Annotated in this window: 14 protein-coding genes; 10 read left to right on the plus strand and 4 right to left on the minus strand. The window is 56.7% G+C overall.

Annotated features, from left to right (window positions below; genetic code table 11):
* Positions 1-43 precede the first annotated feature (43 nt).
* The 8 genes from TBK1r_RS31185 to TBK1r_RS31215 all read left to right on the plus strand — a co-directional run bounded on the left by TBK1r_RS31185 (position 44) and on the right by TBK1r_RS31215 (position 8688).
* Positions 44-1084: a tetratricopeptide repeat protein gene (locus tag TBK1r_RS31185; RefSeq protein ID WP_145219226.1), complete on the plus strand. Its 1041-nt coding sequence runs from the start codon at positions 44-46 to the stop codon at positions 1082-1084.
* 437 nt (positions 1085-1521) lie between these two features.
* Positions 1522-2382: a hypothetical protein gene (locus tag TBK1r_RS31190; RefSeq protein WP_145219228.1), complete on the plus strand. Its 861-nt coding sequence runs from the start codon at positions 1522-1524 to the stop codon at positions 2380-2382.
* Positions 2383-2622: 240 nt separating this feature from the next.
* Entirely contained in the window at positions 2623-3102 is a 480-nt protein-coding gene (locus TBK1r_RS31195) for a hypothetical protein (protein ID WP_145219230.1), read from the plus strand.
* 105 nt (positions 3103-3207) lie between these two features.
* Positions 3208-3702 carry an SMI1/KNR4 family protein gene (locus tag TBK1r_RS31200; RefSeq protein WP_145219232.1) on the plus strand — a complete coding sequence of 165 codons (495 nt, stop codon included), beginning with the start codon at positions 3208-3210 and terminating at the stop codon, positions 3700-3702.
* A gap of 1799 nt (positions 3703-5501) precedes the next feature.
* Positions 5502-5999 carry a PIN domain-containing protein gene (locus tag TBK1r_RS31205; protein WP_145219234.1) on the plus strand — a complete coding sequence of 166 codons (498 nt, stop codon included), beginning with the start codon at positions 5502-5504 and terminating at the stop codon, positions 5997-5999.
* Complete coding sequence (locus TBK1r_RS39255) at positions 5977-6189, plus strand: hypothetical protein (RefSeq protein WP_419580571.1); 213 nt, start codon at positions 5977-5979, stop codon at positions 6187-6189. Before TBK1r_RS31205 ends, TBK1r_RS39255 begins: the two co-directional genes overlap by 23 nt.
* A gap of 30 nt (positions 6190-6219) precedes the next feature.
* Entirely contained in the window at positions 6220-6849 is a 630-nt protein-coding gene (locus tag TBK1r_RS31210) for a DUF6985 domain-containing protein (RefSeq protein ID WP_145219236.1), read from the plus strand.
* A gap of 1218 nt (positions 6850-8067) precedes the next feature.
* Complete coding sequence (locus TBK1r_RS31215) at positions 8068-8688, plus strand: tetratricopeptide repeat protein (RefSeq protein ID WP_145219238.1); 621 nt, start codon at positions 8068-8070, stop codon at positions 8686-8688.
* A gap of 493 nt (positions 8689-9181) precedes the next feature.
* Here the strand turns inward: TBK1r_RS31215 and TBK1r_RS31220 are convergent, their stop codons facing one another.
* The gene (locus TBK1r_RS31220; RefSeq protein WP_145208234.1) at positions 9182-10630 is read right to left on the minus strand and encodes an IS4 family transposase; all 1449 of its coding nucleotides are present in this window, start codon (positions 10628-10630) and stop codon (positions 9182-9184) included.
* An 829-nt stretch (positions 10631-11459) separates the two neighbouring features.
* On the opposite strand from TBK1r_RS31220, the gene TBK1r_RS31225 reads away from it, so the two are divergent.
* On the plus strand, positions 11460-11966 hold the full coding sequence (locus TBK1r_RS31225; RefSeq protein WP_145219240.1) for a hypothetical protein: 507 nt from the start codon (positions 11460-11462) through the stop codon (positions 11964-11966).
* 200 nt (positions 11967-12166) lie between these two features.
* On the plus strand, positions 12167-13135 hold the full coding sequence (locus TBK1r_RS31230; RefSeq protein ID WP_419580572.1) for an alpha/beta hydrolase: 969 nt from the start codon (positions 12167-12169) through the stop codon (positions 13133-13135).
* On the opposite strand, the gene TBK1r_RS31235 is transcribed toward TBK1r_RS31230, so the two are convergent.
* From TBK1r_RS31235 to TBK1r_RS31245, 3 genes are all read right to left on the minus strand, one after another.
* A complete protein-coding gene (locus TBK1r_RS31235; protein WP_419580573.1) occupies positions 13083-14198 on the minus strand; it encodes a hypothetical protein in 1116 nt (371 codons plus the stop codon). The genes TBK1r_RS31230 and TBK1r_RS31235 overlap by 53 nt on opposite strands.
* 218 nt (positions 14199-14416) lie before the next feature.
* Positions 14417-15148, minus strand: coding sequence for a 3-keto-disaccharide hydrolase (locus TBK1r_RS31240; protein WP_419580574.1), 732 nt, complete (start codon positions 15146-15148; stop codon positions 14417-14419).
* The gene (locus tag TBK1r_RS31245; RefSeq protein ID WP_145219244.1) at positions 15145-16602 is read right to left on the minus strand and encodes an SDR family oxidoreductase; all 1458 of its coding nucleotides are present in this window, start codon (positions 16600-16602) and stop codon (positions 15145-15147) included. The genes TBK1r_RS31240 and TBK1r_RS31245 overlap by 4 nt, the downstream gene beginning before the upstream one ends.
* Between the last annotated feature and the right edge of the window lie 234 nt (positions 16603-16836).

The raw sequence follows: 16836 nt of genomic DNA on the forward strand, positions 1-16836 counted from the left end.
ACAATCACCCATTCAACCTTTGCGTCCCACGATAACACGATTCATGACCCACCCTCGCCTACTCTGCCTCTGTGTCGTTGCCGCCGTTTTCAGCTTCGGTCTCATGACCGAGGATGCCCAGGCTCAACTCGATCGCGTCTACACCCATGACTCCGGGACCGCGTCCAGCGGAACCATCACGACGGTGACCAAGAACGGCATCCAGTTAAAGGTCGGATCGAATACGAAAAACTTTAGCGAAGACGAAATTCGCAAAGTCGCTTTCCAAGGCGATCCGCCTCCGTTGGCCCGCGCCCGTGAATTTGCCATCGATGGGCAATACGAACAGGCGCTCGACGAATTGAAGGCGCTCGATTTCAACACGATCTCGCGAGAACTGATCAAGGTTGACGCCACCTACTATCGGTTCCTCTCTCGCGCCAAGTTGGCGTTGGCCGGACAGGGCGATCGCAAAGCCGCGACGGCCGAAGGACTCAGTTTCGCCGGCAGCAATCGTGATTCCTATCACTTCTATTCGGTCGCCAAGCTGCTGGGCGATCTCGCCCTGGCGCAAAAACAGCACGCCAAGGCACTGCAGTTCTACGGAGCCCTGGCCCAAGCGCCGTCGACGGAGTCCAAGATCCAATCACGCTACCTGATCGGCGTCACGCTGTTGGAACAAGATGACATTCCCGGTGCCGAAAAAGCATTTTCAGACGTCGCCTCGGTCGAAGTCAATTCGACCAGCGCGCTGCGTTTGAAAACGCTCGCAAAGGCGGGGCAAGCCGTCGCGCTGGCCAAAGGCGGCAAAGCGAAAGAAGGGCTGGAGTTGGCTGACAAGTTGATCACCGAACTCAATCCCACCGACATCGAAATGTCCGCCAAGATTTACAACGCCCAAGGCGCCAGCTACGAAGCCGCCGGCGATATCGAAGGCGCCATCCTGGCGTATCTGCACACGCACCTGATGTTCTCCGGCCAGCCCGACGCACACGCCACCGCGCTCAGCCGATTGGTCGAACTCTGGCCCAAGGTCGGCCGAACCGAACGCGCCGCCGAAGCCCGACAAGAACTGCAAACCCGCTACCCCGGCTTCGTCAATTGACGCCTTGCGACCGGCAACCATACGCGGCCAATCCGATTGAAGTCACCCTTCCTGGCAGCAATGGTATCGACATAAGTCGCTTTTTGCCCAAAGGGCATACAGATCCATAGCCTGGGGCAAGCAAACCGAGCATTTGCGAGGGTTGCGCCGCCCCAGGAACCTCATCGCAATGAGGTTCAATTTGGCCAACGGCCATGCACAACCTTCGCGTTTGACGAGGCATTTGTGGATGACCGTTGGCCAATCCCTCTGACATGCAAACGAGGGGTAGATACCAATGCCCTCGCAGCCAGGGGAGGGTCGTCATTCATCGCAACGCGATTCTCCCGCACATAGAACCCTCCCCATCCCCTCGTTCCTCGCGTCCGACAAAATCTAAAATGGAAGTCGCGTACGCGAGGTTTCCCACGAGCCATCACCGTCCAAGCATCCCGCCGATGAACCGTCCAGTCCATCCACCGTTGGCCGTCACGCTCTTCCTGGCCGTCACAACCTTGGCCGGTTTCATCGGGAACCGTCGTGCCCTCGGCGACGAGCCACCAGCCGATTCGGCGACCCCAACGACCGTTCAAATCGCCGGCCAGTCGGTCACGTTGGCCGAGCCGACGCTCGGCGACGAATCGGATGCCGATGCGCAGCGACGGCTGATCACACCCCTGCTCCGCGGACTCAGTTTCAACCAGTTTGCGCGCGATTCGGTCGTCGCACCGGTGCGCATTTACCTGCGATACATCACCAACGAAGCCGGTGACCGTTTGGGGCACGATGTCCATGTCGTCTTCATCATCCACGAGAGCTTGCAAACATTCTCGGACCAAGACATCGCTCAGCGACTCGGCGGAGAAGTTGCCGACGAGACTGCCGAGACGCCGGCGGAGGTGGACGACGTCTCGGCCGAAACGTTACAGGGTCTTGGCATCAACGACGCCGGGCCACAGATCCGCTACCGAAAGCTGGATTTTGAGTTGCTGGACAAGGTGCGGCTGACGGGGTTGTTGCGAATTGCACAGCGTTCATCCGCCACGCAAAATCGGATCGATGTTTCGCTCGTCGATCGCTTCGACAACCGCTGGCAGGCGACCGACGGACGCGAGGCGGGAGGCGAGTATTCCGGGTTTCAGGGGTGGCTGACGGCAACCGCGCTGGCTGGGATGGACGCGGTGTTCGTCGAAGCGCGTTTTGTGATGCATGAACCGGAGCAGTGGTTCGCCGGTTCCAACTACGTCCGCAGCAAGTTGCCGTTGGTGTTGCAACAAGCCGCCCGCGACCTGAGGCGACGGTTAAAGCGGGATCAGTAAAGCGTCGCCGCAAAGTCCAGCGCAAAGCCACACTGGTCCCCGCCGCCGACCGTCCTCCAACGTGTGAACAAACCCGCACGCCCGTATACACGCATGCACGGTCCACAACAGTTTGGTTGACCAGCACATCGGGAACCCGTAAGATTGGGTGGTTCGTGATATTCCGCAGTCCGACCACGAAGTATCTGCTTTTTACCGCAGTCGGACCACCAATAATTGATTGTTCGTCAGGAGAATACGATGATCCGACACCTGATGCTTACAGCTCTGACCGTTTGCCTGCTAACGCATGCGACGGCGACTGAACCGCCACCGGTCGAGGTCAAGCATCTCGACTACAAATCGATTGCGAGAGCAAATGACTGGATTGGATTACATTTCTCGGACGCCATAACAAGAAATTCCGTTTCACGAATAATCTTGACTCGGCTAACACCCGTTGGAATTCCCGGCACCGCTGACAATGAGTCAACTGATCAGCAAACCCATGATATTGCGTCCGGATTAACTCGCACACTGTTTTCTGAGACAGGTGCGATACAAAAATGGGGACAATTGGCGGAAGAAGTGGAGACGGCAGAACTTGTCATTGTCACAAAAACAGGTGAAATCTTCTTCGTGAACGTGCTGCGGAAAACGGGAGAGGAAAAAGCAAACGCTTTCATTCTTCGTGGCTCTGGATTTTCCGTTAGGCTCCCAGTTGTCGGTGTCTCGGAATAGTAAATCTGACGAACCATCGCGTGCACCCGAGCACGCGAATCAGGCGAATTTGAAATGGAAAATCTCTCGCGCGTGCCGGGTGACGCGTAACGTTCGCCTCAAAGAATGATGAAATCCAACTTGGAACAACAGTTTGCGGAACTTTGCTCAACTTTGGAGCGAGATCACATCATCGATCAGGGCACGGTCACCGGGTGTACGGACTCTGAGATTCAGACACTCGCAGATCGCTATCAACTTGAATTGCCACTTTCCTACCGGCTGTTCCTCGCCCGGATGGGTAGGAACGCCGGTAGGTTGACCGCGTACGGAGAGTATGACTTTGACTATGACACCGTCTTGAGACTCACAGACGATACGAGACGATTCGCACTTGAAGACGGTACTCGGCAGCATCTTGACTGTGTGGTGGGACCGACGGATCTAATTGTCTTGACGAGACAGGGTGATTTTCAGCTAGTCATACGATGTGATGGGTCGCCCGATTCTAAGGTGTGGTATTACTTTTCCGACGACTTTCGGACCGAGGTTGTCCATCCCAATATCTATGCGATGATTGACTCCCTGGCCGATGAGTGCCGACGTATCAAGTATTGGTGAGAATGCGGCGAACCAACGGATGCACACGGAGCCGCGGAGTCGTCGTTACACTGTGTTCAGGTCGCTTGCCGCGGCCCGGTGATCCTTTACGTTCGCGCTTCTAGCTGACGCCGGACCGCAACGCCACGTCGTCTTTCGTGTTTTTCGCGTCTTTCGTGGTTGCTCTCTTTCCGCTGATCACAGCACTGCACAACGACTGACGGCAACGGCCCTCTTCTTCTCTATGTCCCTCCGTGACCTCTGTGATTGCTCATTCATCGACGGTTTGATTGGTGCGCTCGAAGGGCGCCCACCGGATTTCATCGGACCTCCTATATCCTGGGATTCGCTCCTGATGTCACGGTTCGATAGGTGCGCGGTCGACTCAACTGGCAAAGACAAACCGACGCCTGTCGATTCCAACGTTGGTAACCAACGCCTGAAATGCCGGCTGCTGATTGGGACCCTGGATTTCCCTTGGCGATTCGGATCAGCTACATTGGCAAACAGCCACGATGGATCGGGCTGTCGTCGTGGCCGGACGCGCGAACCATCCGTTGCACCCGCAGGCACGGAGTCGGCGTCCATCGAAAACACAACGTCGTTCGCCGTGCCGCGGTGAACGGTGGCCGTTCACGCTGCTGACCGACGCCTGACGACAATGCCGATTTCTCTTTCGTGTGATTGGTCTGTTTCGTGGTCACCTCTCTTCCGCGGTTCCCAGCGTTGTCCAACGCCTGACATCCCGACTGCGATTGGTACGCTCGAATTGCGCTCACCGGATTTCATCAGACCTCTGTTTCCTGGGGTTCGCTCCTGATGTCGCGGTTCGATAGGAGCGCTGGCGTACTTGCCGGAAGGAGCTCACGCAAAGTCGCCAAGCCGCAAAGATTTGAACCCGCTCCTTTGCGGCTTGGCGTCTTTGTGTGATTGTTATCTTGCTTGGTGCGCGGTCGTCTCGGCCGAACGAGGCAAACCGACGCCTGTCGATACCAACGCTGACAACCGTCGCCTGGCATGCCGACCGGAAAATGGGGGTCTCGATTTCCCACGGCGTTTCGGAGTGAGTACATTGACAAAGAGCAGCGATGGCTCGTGCCGTCGTCGTGGCCGATCCGCGTGAACCAAGTGGTGCACCGCAGTCGGCGAGTCGAGTTTGTATTTGAGTTCCGGTCGATCGCGCCGACGCGGTGACCACCGCCGTTCACGCTCTCGACTGCTTGAAACGGGTTCCGAGATTAGCGTTCATTCGCGTGGATTAGCGGTTCGTGTTTCCGGCGTTTTGGCACCGCTAATGAACGCCGATGAACGCAAATGCCAGTACCCGAAGTCGCGCCCACCAGATTTCAGCAGACCTCTGTTTCCTGTTATTCGCTCCTGAAGTCACGATTCGACAGGTGCGCTGACGTACTTGCTGGAAGGGTCTCACGCAAAGTTGCCAAGCCGCAAAGACTGGAACCCGCTCCTTTGCGGCTTGGCGTCTTTGCGTGACCCTTGTCTTTCTTGGTGTGCGGTCGTTTCGGTTGGACGAGGCAAACCGACGTCTGTCGATACCAACGCTGACAACCGTCGCCTGACATGCCGACTGCTGATTGCGAGACTCGATTTCCCTGGCGATTGCAATCGAGTACATGGGCCACCAGCGGCGATGGCTCGTGCTGTCGTCGTGGCCGAGCCGCGTGAACCAAGTGGAGCACCGCAGTCGGCGAGTCGAGTTTGTATTTGAGTTCCGGTCCATCGCGCCGACGCGGTGACCATCGCCGTTCGCCGACTGAAGCGTTGCAGGTGTTGTCTGGCCTTCGCACCGTTACAATTTGGGTATGGACACCATTTACATCGAAACCTCAATTGTGAGTCATGCATCGGCGTGGCCCAGTTCCAATATCCAGGTTGCTGCAGTGCAGCACCAAGCTCGCGAATGGTGGGCTGTCGAGCGGCCAAAATTCAATCTCGTCACTTCTCAGCTCACGATTATCGAGGCATCAGATGGCGATCCATCTGCAGCCGCCAACCGGCTGAAAATGCTCGATGGTTTACCTCTGGTCCCACTCGGCCCTGAGGTTGATGCATTGGCGAATTTGATCCTTTCCAACCACTTGATGCCACAAAAGGCGACCGCCGATGCGGTTCACGTTGCTGCTGCCGCGATTGCCGGTGTAAACTACTTGCTGACGCAAAACTGCAAGCACATCGCGAACGCACACGAACTTCCTCGTGTCTATCGCTTATTGAAAGATCAAGGTTACGACCAGCTGTTGATTTGCACACCGGCTGAATTTTTGGGCGGAGATAACGATGACGAAGAATCCGATACTTGACGAACTGCATGCGACGCGTGAACGACTGCTAGCCGAATCTGGTGGTACGGTCACCGGGTTGCTTGACCGCCTGCGTGCCGACCAAGCTGCCTCAAAACGTCCCGTTTTCAAACCGGCGAACCATGCGATGCAACGGAGCGGCGGTGGTGACGTTTCTGCAGGTGGTGAGTCAACTCCCGCCACCCGCTGATCGCTACCGTTCGCCGAATGAGAGACCGCGTTGACAGCCTTCTTTGATAACTTCAAGTCTGATGATTGGGACGACCGCATCGTGTGGAAGACGGAGGCCCCGCTGTTTGTAGACGCGCAGCTGATCTATGAGTTTAATTCGTTGCGAGGAGTCATCACTAAGAATCCGCGATCGCGCCGCACCAATCGCGTCGACGTTTACGCACACAATCAACTTGAAAACGGATATCAGAGATATCAGGAAGTTGCTTGGAAATACTTAACCACACGGGTGGACTCGATCGAACGAGCTGTAACGAAGAAACTTTGGCTAGATTGCCACGACAATTTCAATCGCTGCTTGGACTCCATCTCAGATACGGATAGGACTTGGAAATCGATCCGCAGTCGAGAGAACTGGAACGACACCTCGGTGCTGCGGAAACAGATAGCACTAGCTGATATTTCGCTCTTTGATACTGAACTCAACGGTCATGGGCTATTCACGCTCGACTTCGCCGTTGGGTGGGACGAAGAACACGGTGTCAGCGTCCTAATGTGCCGCAACAAAGTAATTGCGACCAGTAGTTGCGCCGACTTTACGTGTCGCGGAGACTCGTTGCTCGATCACGCGAAATGTATCCAAAACTGTAACTACACTGAAGGCGATTTACGTCTTTGAGTGGTACAAGAACGGGTAACAATGCCGTGCACGCGGAGCACGGTTTGCATGGTTTCATATATGGAAAGTCAACTGTCCGTTCCCGGTTACGGCAACCGTTACGCTACGACGGGGACTTATACTCGAAGCGATCAATGAAGCACGACGTGAATCCGTACACGCCGCCCGGCGACGTGGGCTCGGAACTGCCTGCGCTTAGAACCGCTAAGAAACACAGGGGACCGTTGCTCTACTTCGCCCTTGCCGGAATCGCGACGGCCATCATTGCCGTGCCTCTTATCGTTCCGCGGTCACTGGCAGTGAAGGACGATCCGAATCCGATCGGATACCTTCTGATATTGCTTAGCATGCCTGTTGGCGGATTGGTGTTCCGCTTACGGTCACGGAAGTGGCCGATTGACCGAACCGTAAGAAAACGACAGATCACCGCTTGCTTTGCAACTTTGTTGCTGCCACTCTCTGTCGGGGTACTCACCGGTTTGCGAGGCCAAGGCCTTCACATGACTGTCCTGAGTGGAGTCGTGTCATTGACCCTAATGGCTGGTATACTCATTTCCGGTTTGCGTCGCGGTCGAAACGTGGCGTAACAATGCCGTGCACGCGGAGTCGCCGATCGCGCGGTTTGCCAATGGAGAGCGTACTCCGGCGGCCCGGTGACGGCCACCGTTCACGCTCTCGACTGCTTGAAACGGGTTCCGAGATTAGCGTTCATTCGCGTGGATTAGCGGTTCGTGTTTCCGGCGTTTTGGCACCGCTAATGAACGCCGATGAACGCAAATGCCAGTACCCGAAGTCGCGCCCACCAGATTTCAGCAGACCTCTGTTTCCTGTTATTCGCTCCTGATGTCACGGTTCGACAGGTGCGCGGTCGACTCGGTTGGACGAGGTCAAACCGACGCCCGTCGAATGCAGCGCTGACAACCGACGCCTGACGACCGACCGCTGATTGGGATACCGAATTTCCCTTGGCCATTCCGATCGAGTAAATTGACCGTCAGCGGCGATGGCTCAAACTGTCGTGGTGGCCGATCCGCGTCAACCAAGTGGTGCACCACAGTCGGCGAGTCGAGTTTGCTTTAGAGTTCCGGTCGATCGCGCCGACGCGGTGACCACCGCCGTTACCCGATCGAAAACTTATACTTGCAAGTCTCAAATGCGATTTCTGATTGTTGCCTTGGTTTTCGCTCACGTCATCGGATGCACGCGTGACGACGACCGATGATTGAAGACAAAGAAGCGTTCGTCGATCTTTCTGTAGATCAGCAGTCATCCCTCATCGGTGATGACCCACGTCTGGATTCGCGAATCGTGGAACTGACCGAGGCAATTGAATCGATGCCAATCTCCAGAGCGTATTCGCGACGCGGTGGCGCGTATGTCTTGAAGGGGAACTACGAACTCGCAATGACCGACTTCGATACCGCGATCAAGCTTGATCATGGAAATGCGCATGCCCACTACAACCGAGGTGTTCTACACTCTCAGTTGCTCGAGCATAAACTGGCGATCCAGGACTACACATCTGCGATCAACGCAGACCCGCAATACTCGCTTGCGTACGCAAATCGCGGTATGGATCTCCTTGAGCTAAAGAACTACGCGACGGCAATCGCTGACCTTCGCGAGGCGATAAAATTGGACCCGGATGACCACCTTGCGATGCACGCGCTAGGAATCGCGTTGTTTGAGAATCCAAGCCGTGCGGGAACTGATATTGGTGCCGCTCGAGATCTACTTACACGAGCATGCGAACTCACCCATTACGAGTACGACAACTATGTGCAATCGCTTCGCTACGTCGAAGGCGCCGCCGACGTTCGATCCGATGACGGCGGGTAACCACGCGATGCACACCGAGCCGCGGAGGTGTGATTCTTGAAGTGATTGATCGTCCGCCGCGACCGCGTGATCGCCACCGTTGAACTCAATTGAATTGCTCTCCGCTTCGGCGGTTGATCTGCGGTCACCGTGGAGCGACGTTGCGTGAGGCTCCAGCCCGAAAGGCTGACGCCAGCTTCTTGAATCCTCTGGCCGCAGGTCGTCAGCGTTTTGGTGTAGCAGTCGTCTTGATCTCTTGTGGTCCATCGAGTGATCCGCAGGCGCCTGACTCCCCCGTCACTTGCGTCGTGTGGTCCGCGGTGTTTTTCTTTTATTGAAAGACGAATCTGACCGAACGCACGACGCGCCGATCCTTGGAAGTCGAGCGCCTTTGGATGTTTGAAGTGCACCCGTGAGACCAAAACGACCATCGCACCGCGACGCCGATGTACGGCGTGCCGGAGACTTCTGAAGCGGACGGTCTGGAGAAGTGGCCCGGAGGTGGCGCTGCGCCTTAGGTTTGACCACATCTTTTTACAATCTTCATTGCGTCAACGCCGCAGAGCATCGCTTGGAGGTCGTTCCAGCCTCGCCAAATCGTTTGCCATCCCGGTGGGTGATCGGATTTGCGGTTCTGATGACCGCCGAGTCTCGCCAGTGCATAGAAGAAATCGTGAATTGACCAGTCGGGTTTGATTTGGCCATGTCGCCAAGCGCTCAGCACACTCACGTAGTCGCTGCAGATAACTTCGGTCGCTTTGCGTTTCTTTGCGTCCCAACGACGACTGGCATCACGCATTTGCAGCAGAGTCAACGCCACCACTGAAATCAAAGCGATCGCTGGCTGCAGACGTTCTTCGCTAGTGAATTGCGGGCTCTCAATGCTACATCCTGTTTTCATCCCTTTGTGATACTCTTCAATGATCCAGCGACATTCGTACCAACCGACAACCTGATAGGCATCTTCAAAATCAAGTACGGGTTGGTTTGTAATCAAAAACCATTCCAGACGCTCTTCTCCGGCGGGCGGATCTTCTTCCCAGACTCGAACAACCCAGACGGCAAGCGGATCGTTGCCGTGTTCTCCTAGTTTCTTCGCGGGTGGTTTGATTTGAACCGGGGCAAATGAGACAGCCATCTTCGCCTCACGAGCCCGTCGATTGGCTGATTTCTTTTTGCCTTTGCGAACCCGTACTTTCTTGTCGACTTTGCTCGTTACCGATAACGTCCAGTGTCCTGCTGGCGGAAGGCTGGCAGCATAGTTGCGAAGGTAACAGGCTTGATCGCTACTGCCTTGATCGCCATGTCCAGGAATGATCGCCCGATTATGAGAGGCACGAATGACGAACCTACGGCCGCTGGCCAATTCATGTTCGAGGAACTCGAACGTGTCAGCTCCTCGATCACAAACATCAACGAGTTTCTCGCTGTTAGCCAGTGGATCGGCACCGCGCAACCACAATCGACTCTCTCGTGATTCACGCTTGCGTTTCTGAGCGGTCAGTTCGTCTTTGGGAGCATCCTCCCGATGGTGCAAAACCTGATTGTACAATCCAATTACTTGCCGTGTTTTCGGGTTCACGGCCAAGCTGTTTTGCGCGATGTACCCACGGCGATTGCCGTTGCCAATTTGGCCCATGTCATCGGAAAGTGACTTGTGATTGGTAAAATCCAGCTCGGTGGCATCATGAAGAATCAGGACTGGGCCTCTGATTTGCTTGATCTTGAGACAGGTTGCCTCACGATGAGATGCGAGAATTGCCTCATGCGTCACCTGGTCACGGTCCATCAACCGGTAGAAAGCCCTGAGGTCTTTGGGGCTATTGAATTTCTGTGGCAATGTTCCACTTGGTCGTCGAGCCATCGAGTCAGCGAGTTGTACGAGACGATTTGTTCTACGTTTGTCGCCGAGTTGAGCGTTGGCAAAGTTGACTTGTCCAAATGTCTGCAGGGGCAAAACCATGGGGGGCCTTCCGTGATACGAGTGCTGGTAGCCATTCCGTCACCAGCAACCATCTCAACCCGCCGTCGCGAATCAATCGCAGCGTGTGTTCCACGCCACGGTTCCCACAGGGAAAAAACTCCAGGCATCGCCAAATTACCAGATCAACCTTACCAAGCTTGACTCATTTACAAAGATCAACAATTGGTTTCACAGCCGCGCCAACTCGACACATCCGCCGGCAAACAAAAAGATGTGGTCAAACCTAAGCGCTGCGCTGACCTCCGGCTACTGGCTGTGGTCCCTCCGGGATGAGGACATCGCTTTGGGGTGGTGGATGGGTGTCGTCTTGATCCGGCAGCGCAAGCGTTGCCACGGGGCTTGAGACTGTCTTGTTCAACCCCGATTGGGGTTTGCGGCGAGGTGGTGTCCGGATCTTGGGGTGCGCTATCGCGACCCCACGCTTTGATGTGGCACGCCGCTGGTGTGACTCTGCGGCCCCGTCCGGGGTCGGTGGAATGGAGGGGGGCGTGGTCCGGAGGTGACGCTGCGCTGACTTCCAGCTACTTGCTGTGATCAATTAAGATGAGCTACGTTTTAGCGGGCGTTCATCGTGCGCAGAAGTCCGAGGCTGGACCGGATCGTGGGACTGCCACTGGACACACATTCGGCCGGAATGAAAATACTGGCACCGCTTGCCACGATCCGTTCTAATCGAGTTCCATCGCCGGCCCACTTGTGGGCCGTTAAAGTTCGGACGCCCGATCTGTCCCCGTGCTTCTGGATTCGCGGATCGATCGCAATACGTTATCCGAATGAATTGATCTCCAACGCTGTCCGGCTCCAAGCTTTGAAACGCTACTCGATCCGAACTCTGCTGCTTGCCACGCTGTTGATCGCTGTTTGTATCGCGGTCCCACTGCGCCGTGCCCGGATGCAGAGGCAGGCTCGCGAATGGGTCTCGGCACAACGAGGGCATAGCCTATTCCAATACGGATACGGACGCGACACGCAATGGTACGAAACCGATTCGGAGCTCGTTGTTCCCGACATCCTCATTCGTGCGTTCGGCATTGACGCTTTCAATCCTGTTACGGCGGTTATCTTTGATTGCGACGAACTTACCACCCTCGACCCGCTTGTTGGGATGGTGTCGCTTCGCAATCTCCATGTCAACATCGAGATGGCCGACGAGATTGATTTCACGCCGCTTGCTGAACTGCCGAAGTTGCAATCAATCCACTTTACCGAATGGTCGTTTCTGAACGACTCGCAACTCGCCGAACTCCGCGTTCTTCTGCCGCGCGTCCGCATTGTTTCTGATGCTCATTCGGATACAGACGCCAATGGTCCATGAAGCGGATGGCCAAGACGTACAGCGGAGCACGACATCAAACGGTTCGGCGTTGACATCCAATCGACCGTTGCCGGTAACGAAAGCAGGGATGAGACAACAGTCTCTGTCGATTCGAGTTGGTATAGAATATTGGTCGCCGCGGTGATGCGATGGCGATTGTGGTTTTGCTGGGCAGGGGAGACGGCACTTTGAGGTCACTGATGCAACGAAGACGAATGATCCGCCGGGCGATGATCGCCGCGTCATGTTTGGTGGTGACGGGCTTGGTCGCGTCTTGGTTTGTCGCCGGCGCACTCGTCGCGCCGAGCCCTCGTGTCATCGGCGATCCGCCACGTGAATTGAACGCGACCGCGTTCGTTGTGAAAAGCGATTCGGGGTCGTTGGTCTCGGGTTGGCAGACAAGGCCGAATGACGGAAACGGTGTAATCGTGTTGCTGCACGGGATCCATGGTTCGCGTCTGTCGATGTTGGACCGCGCGCGAATGCTGCATGACGCCGGGTATGCGACGGTGATGATCGATTTCCAGGCGCACGGCGAGAGTCCTGGAGACACCATCACCGTCGGATACCTCGAACAACACGACGTTCGTGCCGCGGTTGAATTCGCACGACGCGAACACCCGAATGAACCGATCGGCGTGATCGGTGTTTCGCTTGGTGGCGCCGCGGCGCTTCTGGCGTCGCCGTTGAAGATCGACGCGCTGGTGCTGGAATCTGTTTATCCGAACATTCATGACGCCATCCACAATCGTGTCGCCGCCAAGCTTGGCCCGCTTTCGACGGTTCCCGCGACGATTCTGCTGCTGCAATTTCAACCCCGCTTAGGGTTTTCGCCGCAGCAGCTGCGCCCCATCGACCATCTGCCGGACGTCGGATGCCCGGTTTGCGTCGCGTCGGGATCCGACGACCTGCACACCACCGCGTCAGAGACACAAGCGATGTTTTCCGTCGCCACTGAACCCAAACGGTTGTGGTTGGTCGATGGAGCTGAACACGTGGATTTGTTCGGTGAAGATCCCATGGAATACCGAGAACGGATCGTCGGATTCTTCGACGAGTACCTGCGCGGTGATCGCGAGACTCCGACGCGCCCTCTGACGGAATTGGGGACAGAGCCTAATACCGAACAATCAACTCGGTTTGCAGCCGGCCTTCGATCACGTCTTTGAATTCGGTCAACGGGAATTCGTACGCGACGCCCCATTCCGTCTTGGCGTTGGGTTTGAATTTCAAGCCGACGTTTTGCGTGACCAAATCGTTGCCGGTTACGTCGCTGGTGGACAAGTTGAACAGGTCTTGTCCGGCAACACCCAGCGCTGCACCGCCCTCGGCACTGTCAATCCAGTGCCACCAAGCGACTTCGGTGACGAAGTAGGTTTTCTCGGTCAGCTTGAGGTCGAAGTGGTTGGACCAGTGGATCGATTCCGATTGCAGGAACCCGTCGCTGGGAACGCGCCAGCCGAAGGCCGACATCAGGTGGGCCTTGCCGCACATCAGCCGTTGGCCACCGGTGGCGAACAGGTGGAATTCCCCGTCGGCAATGTCTTGCAAGGAGTCACGACTGCCTGGCAATTCATACGTGCCCCCGATCGAGGCGATCGTGCCGCTTTGCGTGTCTCGGAGAATGTTGTATTTCAAACCGGCCGTGACCGAAGCCCAACCGTCATCCAACAGCGTGTCCAACGCTCCGTTGGTGTTGTCCCAAATGTAGCCGTCTTTGACTCCGATCAGGCTAAGTCGTTCGGTCAGCGCGATGCGGAATTGCATGGCCAGCAACTGGATGGATCCGCCGGCGGGAATGTTGTTGCCGATCCGTTCGGGAACCCAGTGATTGACAAAGATCGGACGGAGTTCGGTGAGGGTACGTGGGTCTTCGAAGTGAACGAAATTGATCATCGGGCTGACAAAGTCGTCGAAGCAACGATCGCTGGGTTTGATCAAACCGCCCAGCAAGCCGGCGTCACAGCAGTCGGAGACACAGCTGACACATCCGTCGCAACCGAGGCCACTGCAGTCGGCCGCGTCGCAACCCAGCGGGTCGCCGCAAGCACTGTCACAGCAGGCCGCGTCGCAGGAGGGCATGACACATCCGGCGTCACAGGCGGATCGGTTGAACAGTCCAAGGCCGCCGGCATCAGCGACCGAGGCTGAGCCGGTGGTGGCGGCCGCCAGCCCCAATACGAGTGCAACGAATTTGGGCCGAATGAATTTGGGGGTGAGTGATTGAAGCATGGGTTCGCATCCGTGAGAAAAATTCCGTCGATTGTCTTTTCTCTTCGGAAAACGCACACCCGTTCAGGCGACAGCAAAAACTGTCGGGCTCATCAGGTACCCAAACGTTACAGTGTGATGTTGTCAGCCCGAATACCCCTGCGATCCGCAATGGAATCCGAGGCCAGATCGCGACACGCTGTGACGAAGCGGCACGTTTTGGGCTTCGCTCTCCGAGCCTACAGCTCACGGATTCGGATGTTGCGCCAGGAAACTTGGTAGGGGCCGCTCCCTTTCTTGATCGAGTGGACTTGCAGACCGATTAGACCTTCCGCATCACGGTCGTCGGTGAAGTCAGCGACGGGAACCCCGTTGACGAAGCTTTGGATCCGATTGCCTTTGGCAACGATGCGAAATTGATTCCACTGACCGGGCTTGTAAACGGCCTGTTTTTCTTCCGCGTTGACGGATTCGTCCAGCCATTTCGTCCGGCGGCCTTCGTCCCAGAAGTTCCCCGAGCATCCGTTGGCCCCATTTGTTTTCCCGGTGATCTCGCACTGGTAGCCGTACATCTCGCCTTGTTCGCGGATTCGATCAGGTTTCGATTCCTGGGGCGTCGGTTTGGGATAAAGGTGGCTGCGAATTTGCACCCCCGAGTTCAGTTCGCGATCGCACTTGACCTCGAACTCCAACTCGAAATCTGCGTAGGGTCCCTTGGTCAAGAACGTGTTCTTGCCCGGACCCGTTTTGCCGGTGATCACGCCATCGTTCAAGTGATAGCTTGCCTCTCCGCCGACCTTCGTCCAGCCGTCCAGGGAATCGGCGCCGATCAAGGACACCCAGTCGCCGGCCGAGAGGGAGATGGCGGAGAGCATCAAGAGAACGAACGTAGCGGATCGCAGAATCATGGCGGCGGCCTCGCGGGCGTGGGGGGAAATCGGATGATGGACGGCGATAGATCCCACCATCATACCGAGTTCGATTCGGCGTCGCGTTTGATCCCCCGCAACATGACGGGAAAGACCAGTCCGTGCAGCGGTAGGACGCTGTACCAATAGGCCAAACCCAGCAAGCCGCTAGGGCGAAATCTGGCGGTCATGGTGACAATGGTGGATTCATTTTCCGCCGGAGCGAGCTGGAAATCGAGTTCGGCGTCGCCGGGCAGTTTCATTTCGGCGGTCAATCGCAATCGTTCGTTGGTTTGGTGGGCCGTGACCCTCCAGAAATCAACCGCTTCGCCGAAATGAAGGTCGTTCGGGTGGCGACGTCCGCGCCGCAGTCCCGGACCGCCGACCATCAAGTCCATCCAGCCACGCACGTGCCATAGCCAGCCGGCTCCCCAGTATCCGTGGCCGCCACCGATCTTTTCGATCACCTGATAGGTTTGTTGCGGAGTGGCGTGGACGGTGATCGACCGCTCGTCGATTTTGGTGGTTCCGCCTGCCCAATCGGGATCACCCGGCATCACGCCGGCGGTCGACCAGCGGGTTTCGATGTCATGACTTTCGATCTTGCCCAGCGCCGCGTCGAGCGCTTGTTGCACGTTAAAGAGGGGGCCCGGCATCAGTTTTGTCGCCCAATCGTTGCGGCACACCGTGCGATTGCGAAGCCCTTCGGCAAGTGGTCGTCCGATCGCGCTACTGACGGGAGTGACCAACGAAATCCACAGCGAACTCAGACGCGGCGTCAACACGGGCACCGGTACGATGATGCGTCTGGGTAAACCGATCGCCTTGGCCATCGCTTGCATCAGTTCGCGATACGTCATCACGTCCGATCCGCCGATGTCGATCGTTCGTCCGCGGGTTTCCGGCACGCTGATACACTCCACCGCGTACCGCAACACATCACGAATGGCGATCGGCTGAGTTTCTGTGTTCACCCATTTCGGCGTCACCATGATCGGCAAACGTTCCACCAGGTAACGCAGGATTTCGAACGACGCCGAACCGGACCCGATGATCATCGCGGCACGCAGTACCGTGACCGGAACGGTACTGGTTTGCAAAATCTCGGCCACTTCGCGACGGCTTCTCAGGTGGCGACTGAGATCGGGACCGAGTTCACCGAGGCCACCCAGGTAGACAATCTGACGACACGGGGATTGATCGATCGCCGCGACGAAATTTTCAGCCAACTCGCGATCGCGCTGCGCGTACTTGTCGCTGGCGGCGATCATGGAGTGCACTAGGTAGTACGCCACGTCGATGTCGACGACCGCCGTGTCAATCGCTTCGCGGTCCTGCAAATCGCCCTCGAGTACCTGTAATCGCGGATGGTCACGCCAGCCGAATTTGCTCAGTTTCTGCTTGTTTCGGACCAGGCAGCGCACGGAGTGGCCTTGGTCCAACAGCAATCGAACCAAACGGCCGCCGACGTAGCCCGTCGCGCCACACACGAGGATCTTCAACGAGGGCGTATCCATCAAATCTCGGCGGCAGTTGGCGTGGTGGTTCGGCGTGGGGCAGGTTCATCAGGCTATCGTAGACGGGAAGGAAGTGGGGGCGGCGTCAGCGACCTGGACTGATTTACAGATGAATTCTTGTCGAGCCGCTGTTGCGTTTCGACGTGCGGGTGTGCCCGTCCCGCACGGACGACCGATGGTCCGCCGCTTATGTAATACGAAAGTTTTGCCAAACTCGGCAGAGTCGTGGGGAAG

The organism is Stieleria magnilauensis (assembly GCA_007753675.1).
GTDB lineage: Bacteria > Planctomycetota > Planctomycetia > Pirellulales > Pirellulaceae > Stieleria > Stieleria magnilauensis.

Coding starts and splice junctions, on each gene's coding strand:
- TBK1r_RS31185 (WP_145219226.1), top strand. CDS start 44: ATGACCCACCCTCGCCTACTCTGCCTCTGTGTCGTTGCCGCCGTTTTC.
- TBK1r_RS31235 (WP_419580573.1), bottom strand. CDS start 14,198: ATGCTTCAATCACTCACCCCCAAATTCATTCGGCCCAAATTCGTTGCA.
- TBK1r_RS31220 (WP_145208234.1), bottom strand. CDS start 10,630: ATGGTTTTGCCCCTGCAGACATTTGGACAAGTCAACTTTGCCAACGCT.
- TBK1r_RS31245 (WP_145219244.1), bottom strand. CDS start 16,602: ATGGATACGCCCTCGTTGAAGATCCTCGTGTGTGGCGCGACGGGCTAC.
- TBK1r_RS31205 (WP_145219234.1), top strand. CDS start 5,502: ATGGACACCATTTACATCGAAACCTCAATTGTGAGTCATGCATCGGCG.
- TBK1r_RS31195 (WP_145219230.1), top strand. CDS start 2,623: ATGATCCGACACCTGATGCTTACAGCTCTGACCGTTTGCCTGCTAACG.
- TBK1r_RS31190 (WP_145219228.1), top strand. CDS start 1,522: ATGAACCGTCCAGTCCATCCACCGTTGGCCGTCACGCTCTTCCTGGCC.
- TBK1r_RS31230 (WP_419580572.1), top strand. CDS start 12,167: ATGCAACGAAGACGAATGATCCGCCGGGCGATGATCGCCGCGTCATGT.
- TBK1r_RS39255 (WP_419580571.1), top strand. CDS start 5,977: ATGACGAAGAATCCGATACTTGACGAACTGCATGCGACGCGTGAACGA.
- TBK1r_RS31215 (WP_145219238.1), top strand. CDS start 8,068: ATGATTGAAGACAAAGAAGCGTTCGTCGATCTTTCTGTAGATCAGCAG.
- TBK1r_RS31240 (WP_419580574.1), bottom strand. CDS start 15,148: ATGATGGTGGGATCTATCGCCGTCCATCATCCGATTTCCCCCCACGCC.
- TBK1r_RS31200 (WP_145219232.1), top strand. CDS start 3,208: ATGATGAAATCCAACTTGGAACAACAGTTTGCGGAACTTTGCTCAACT.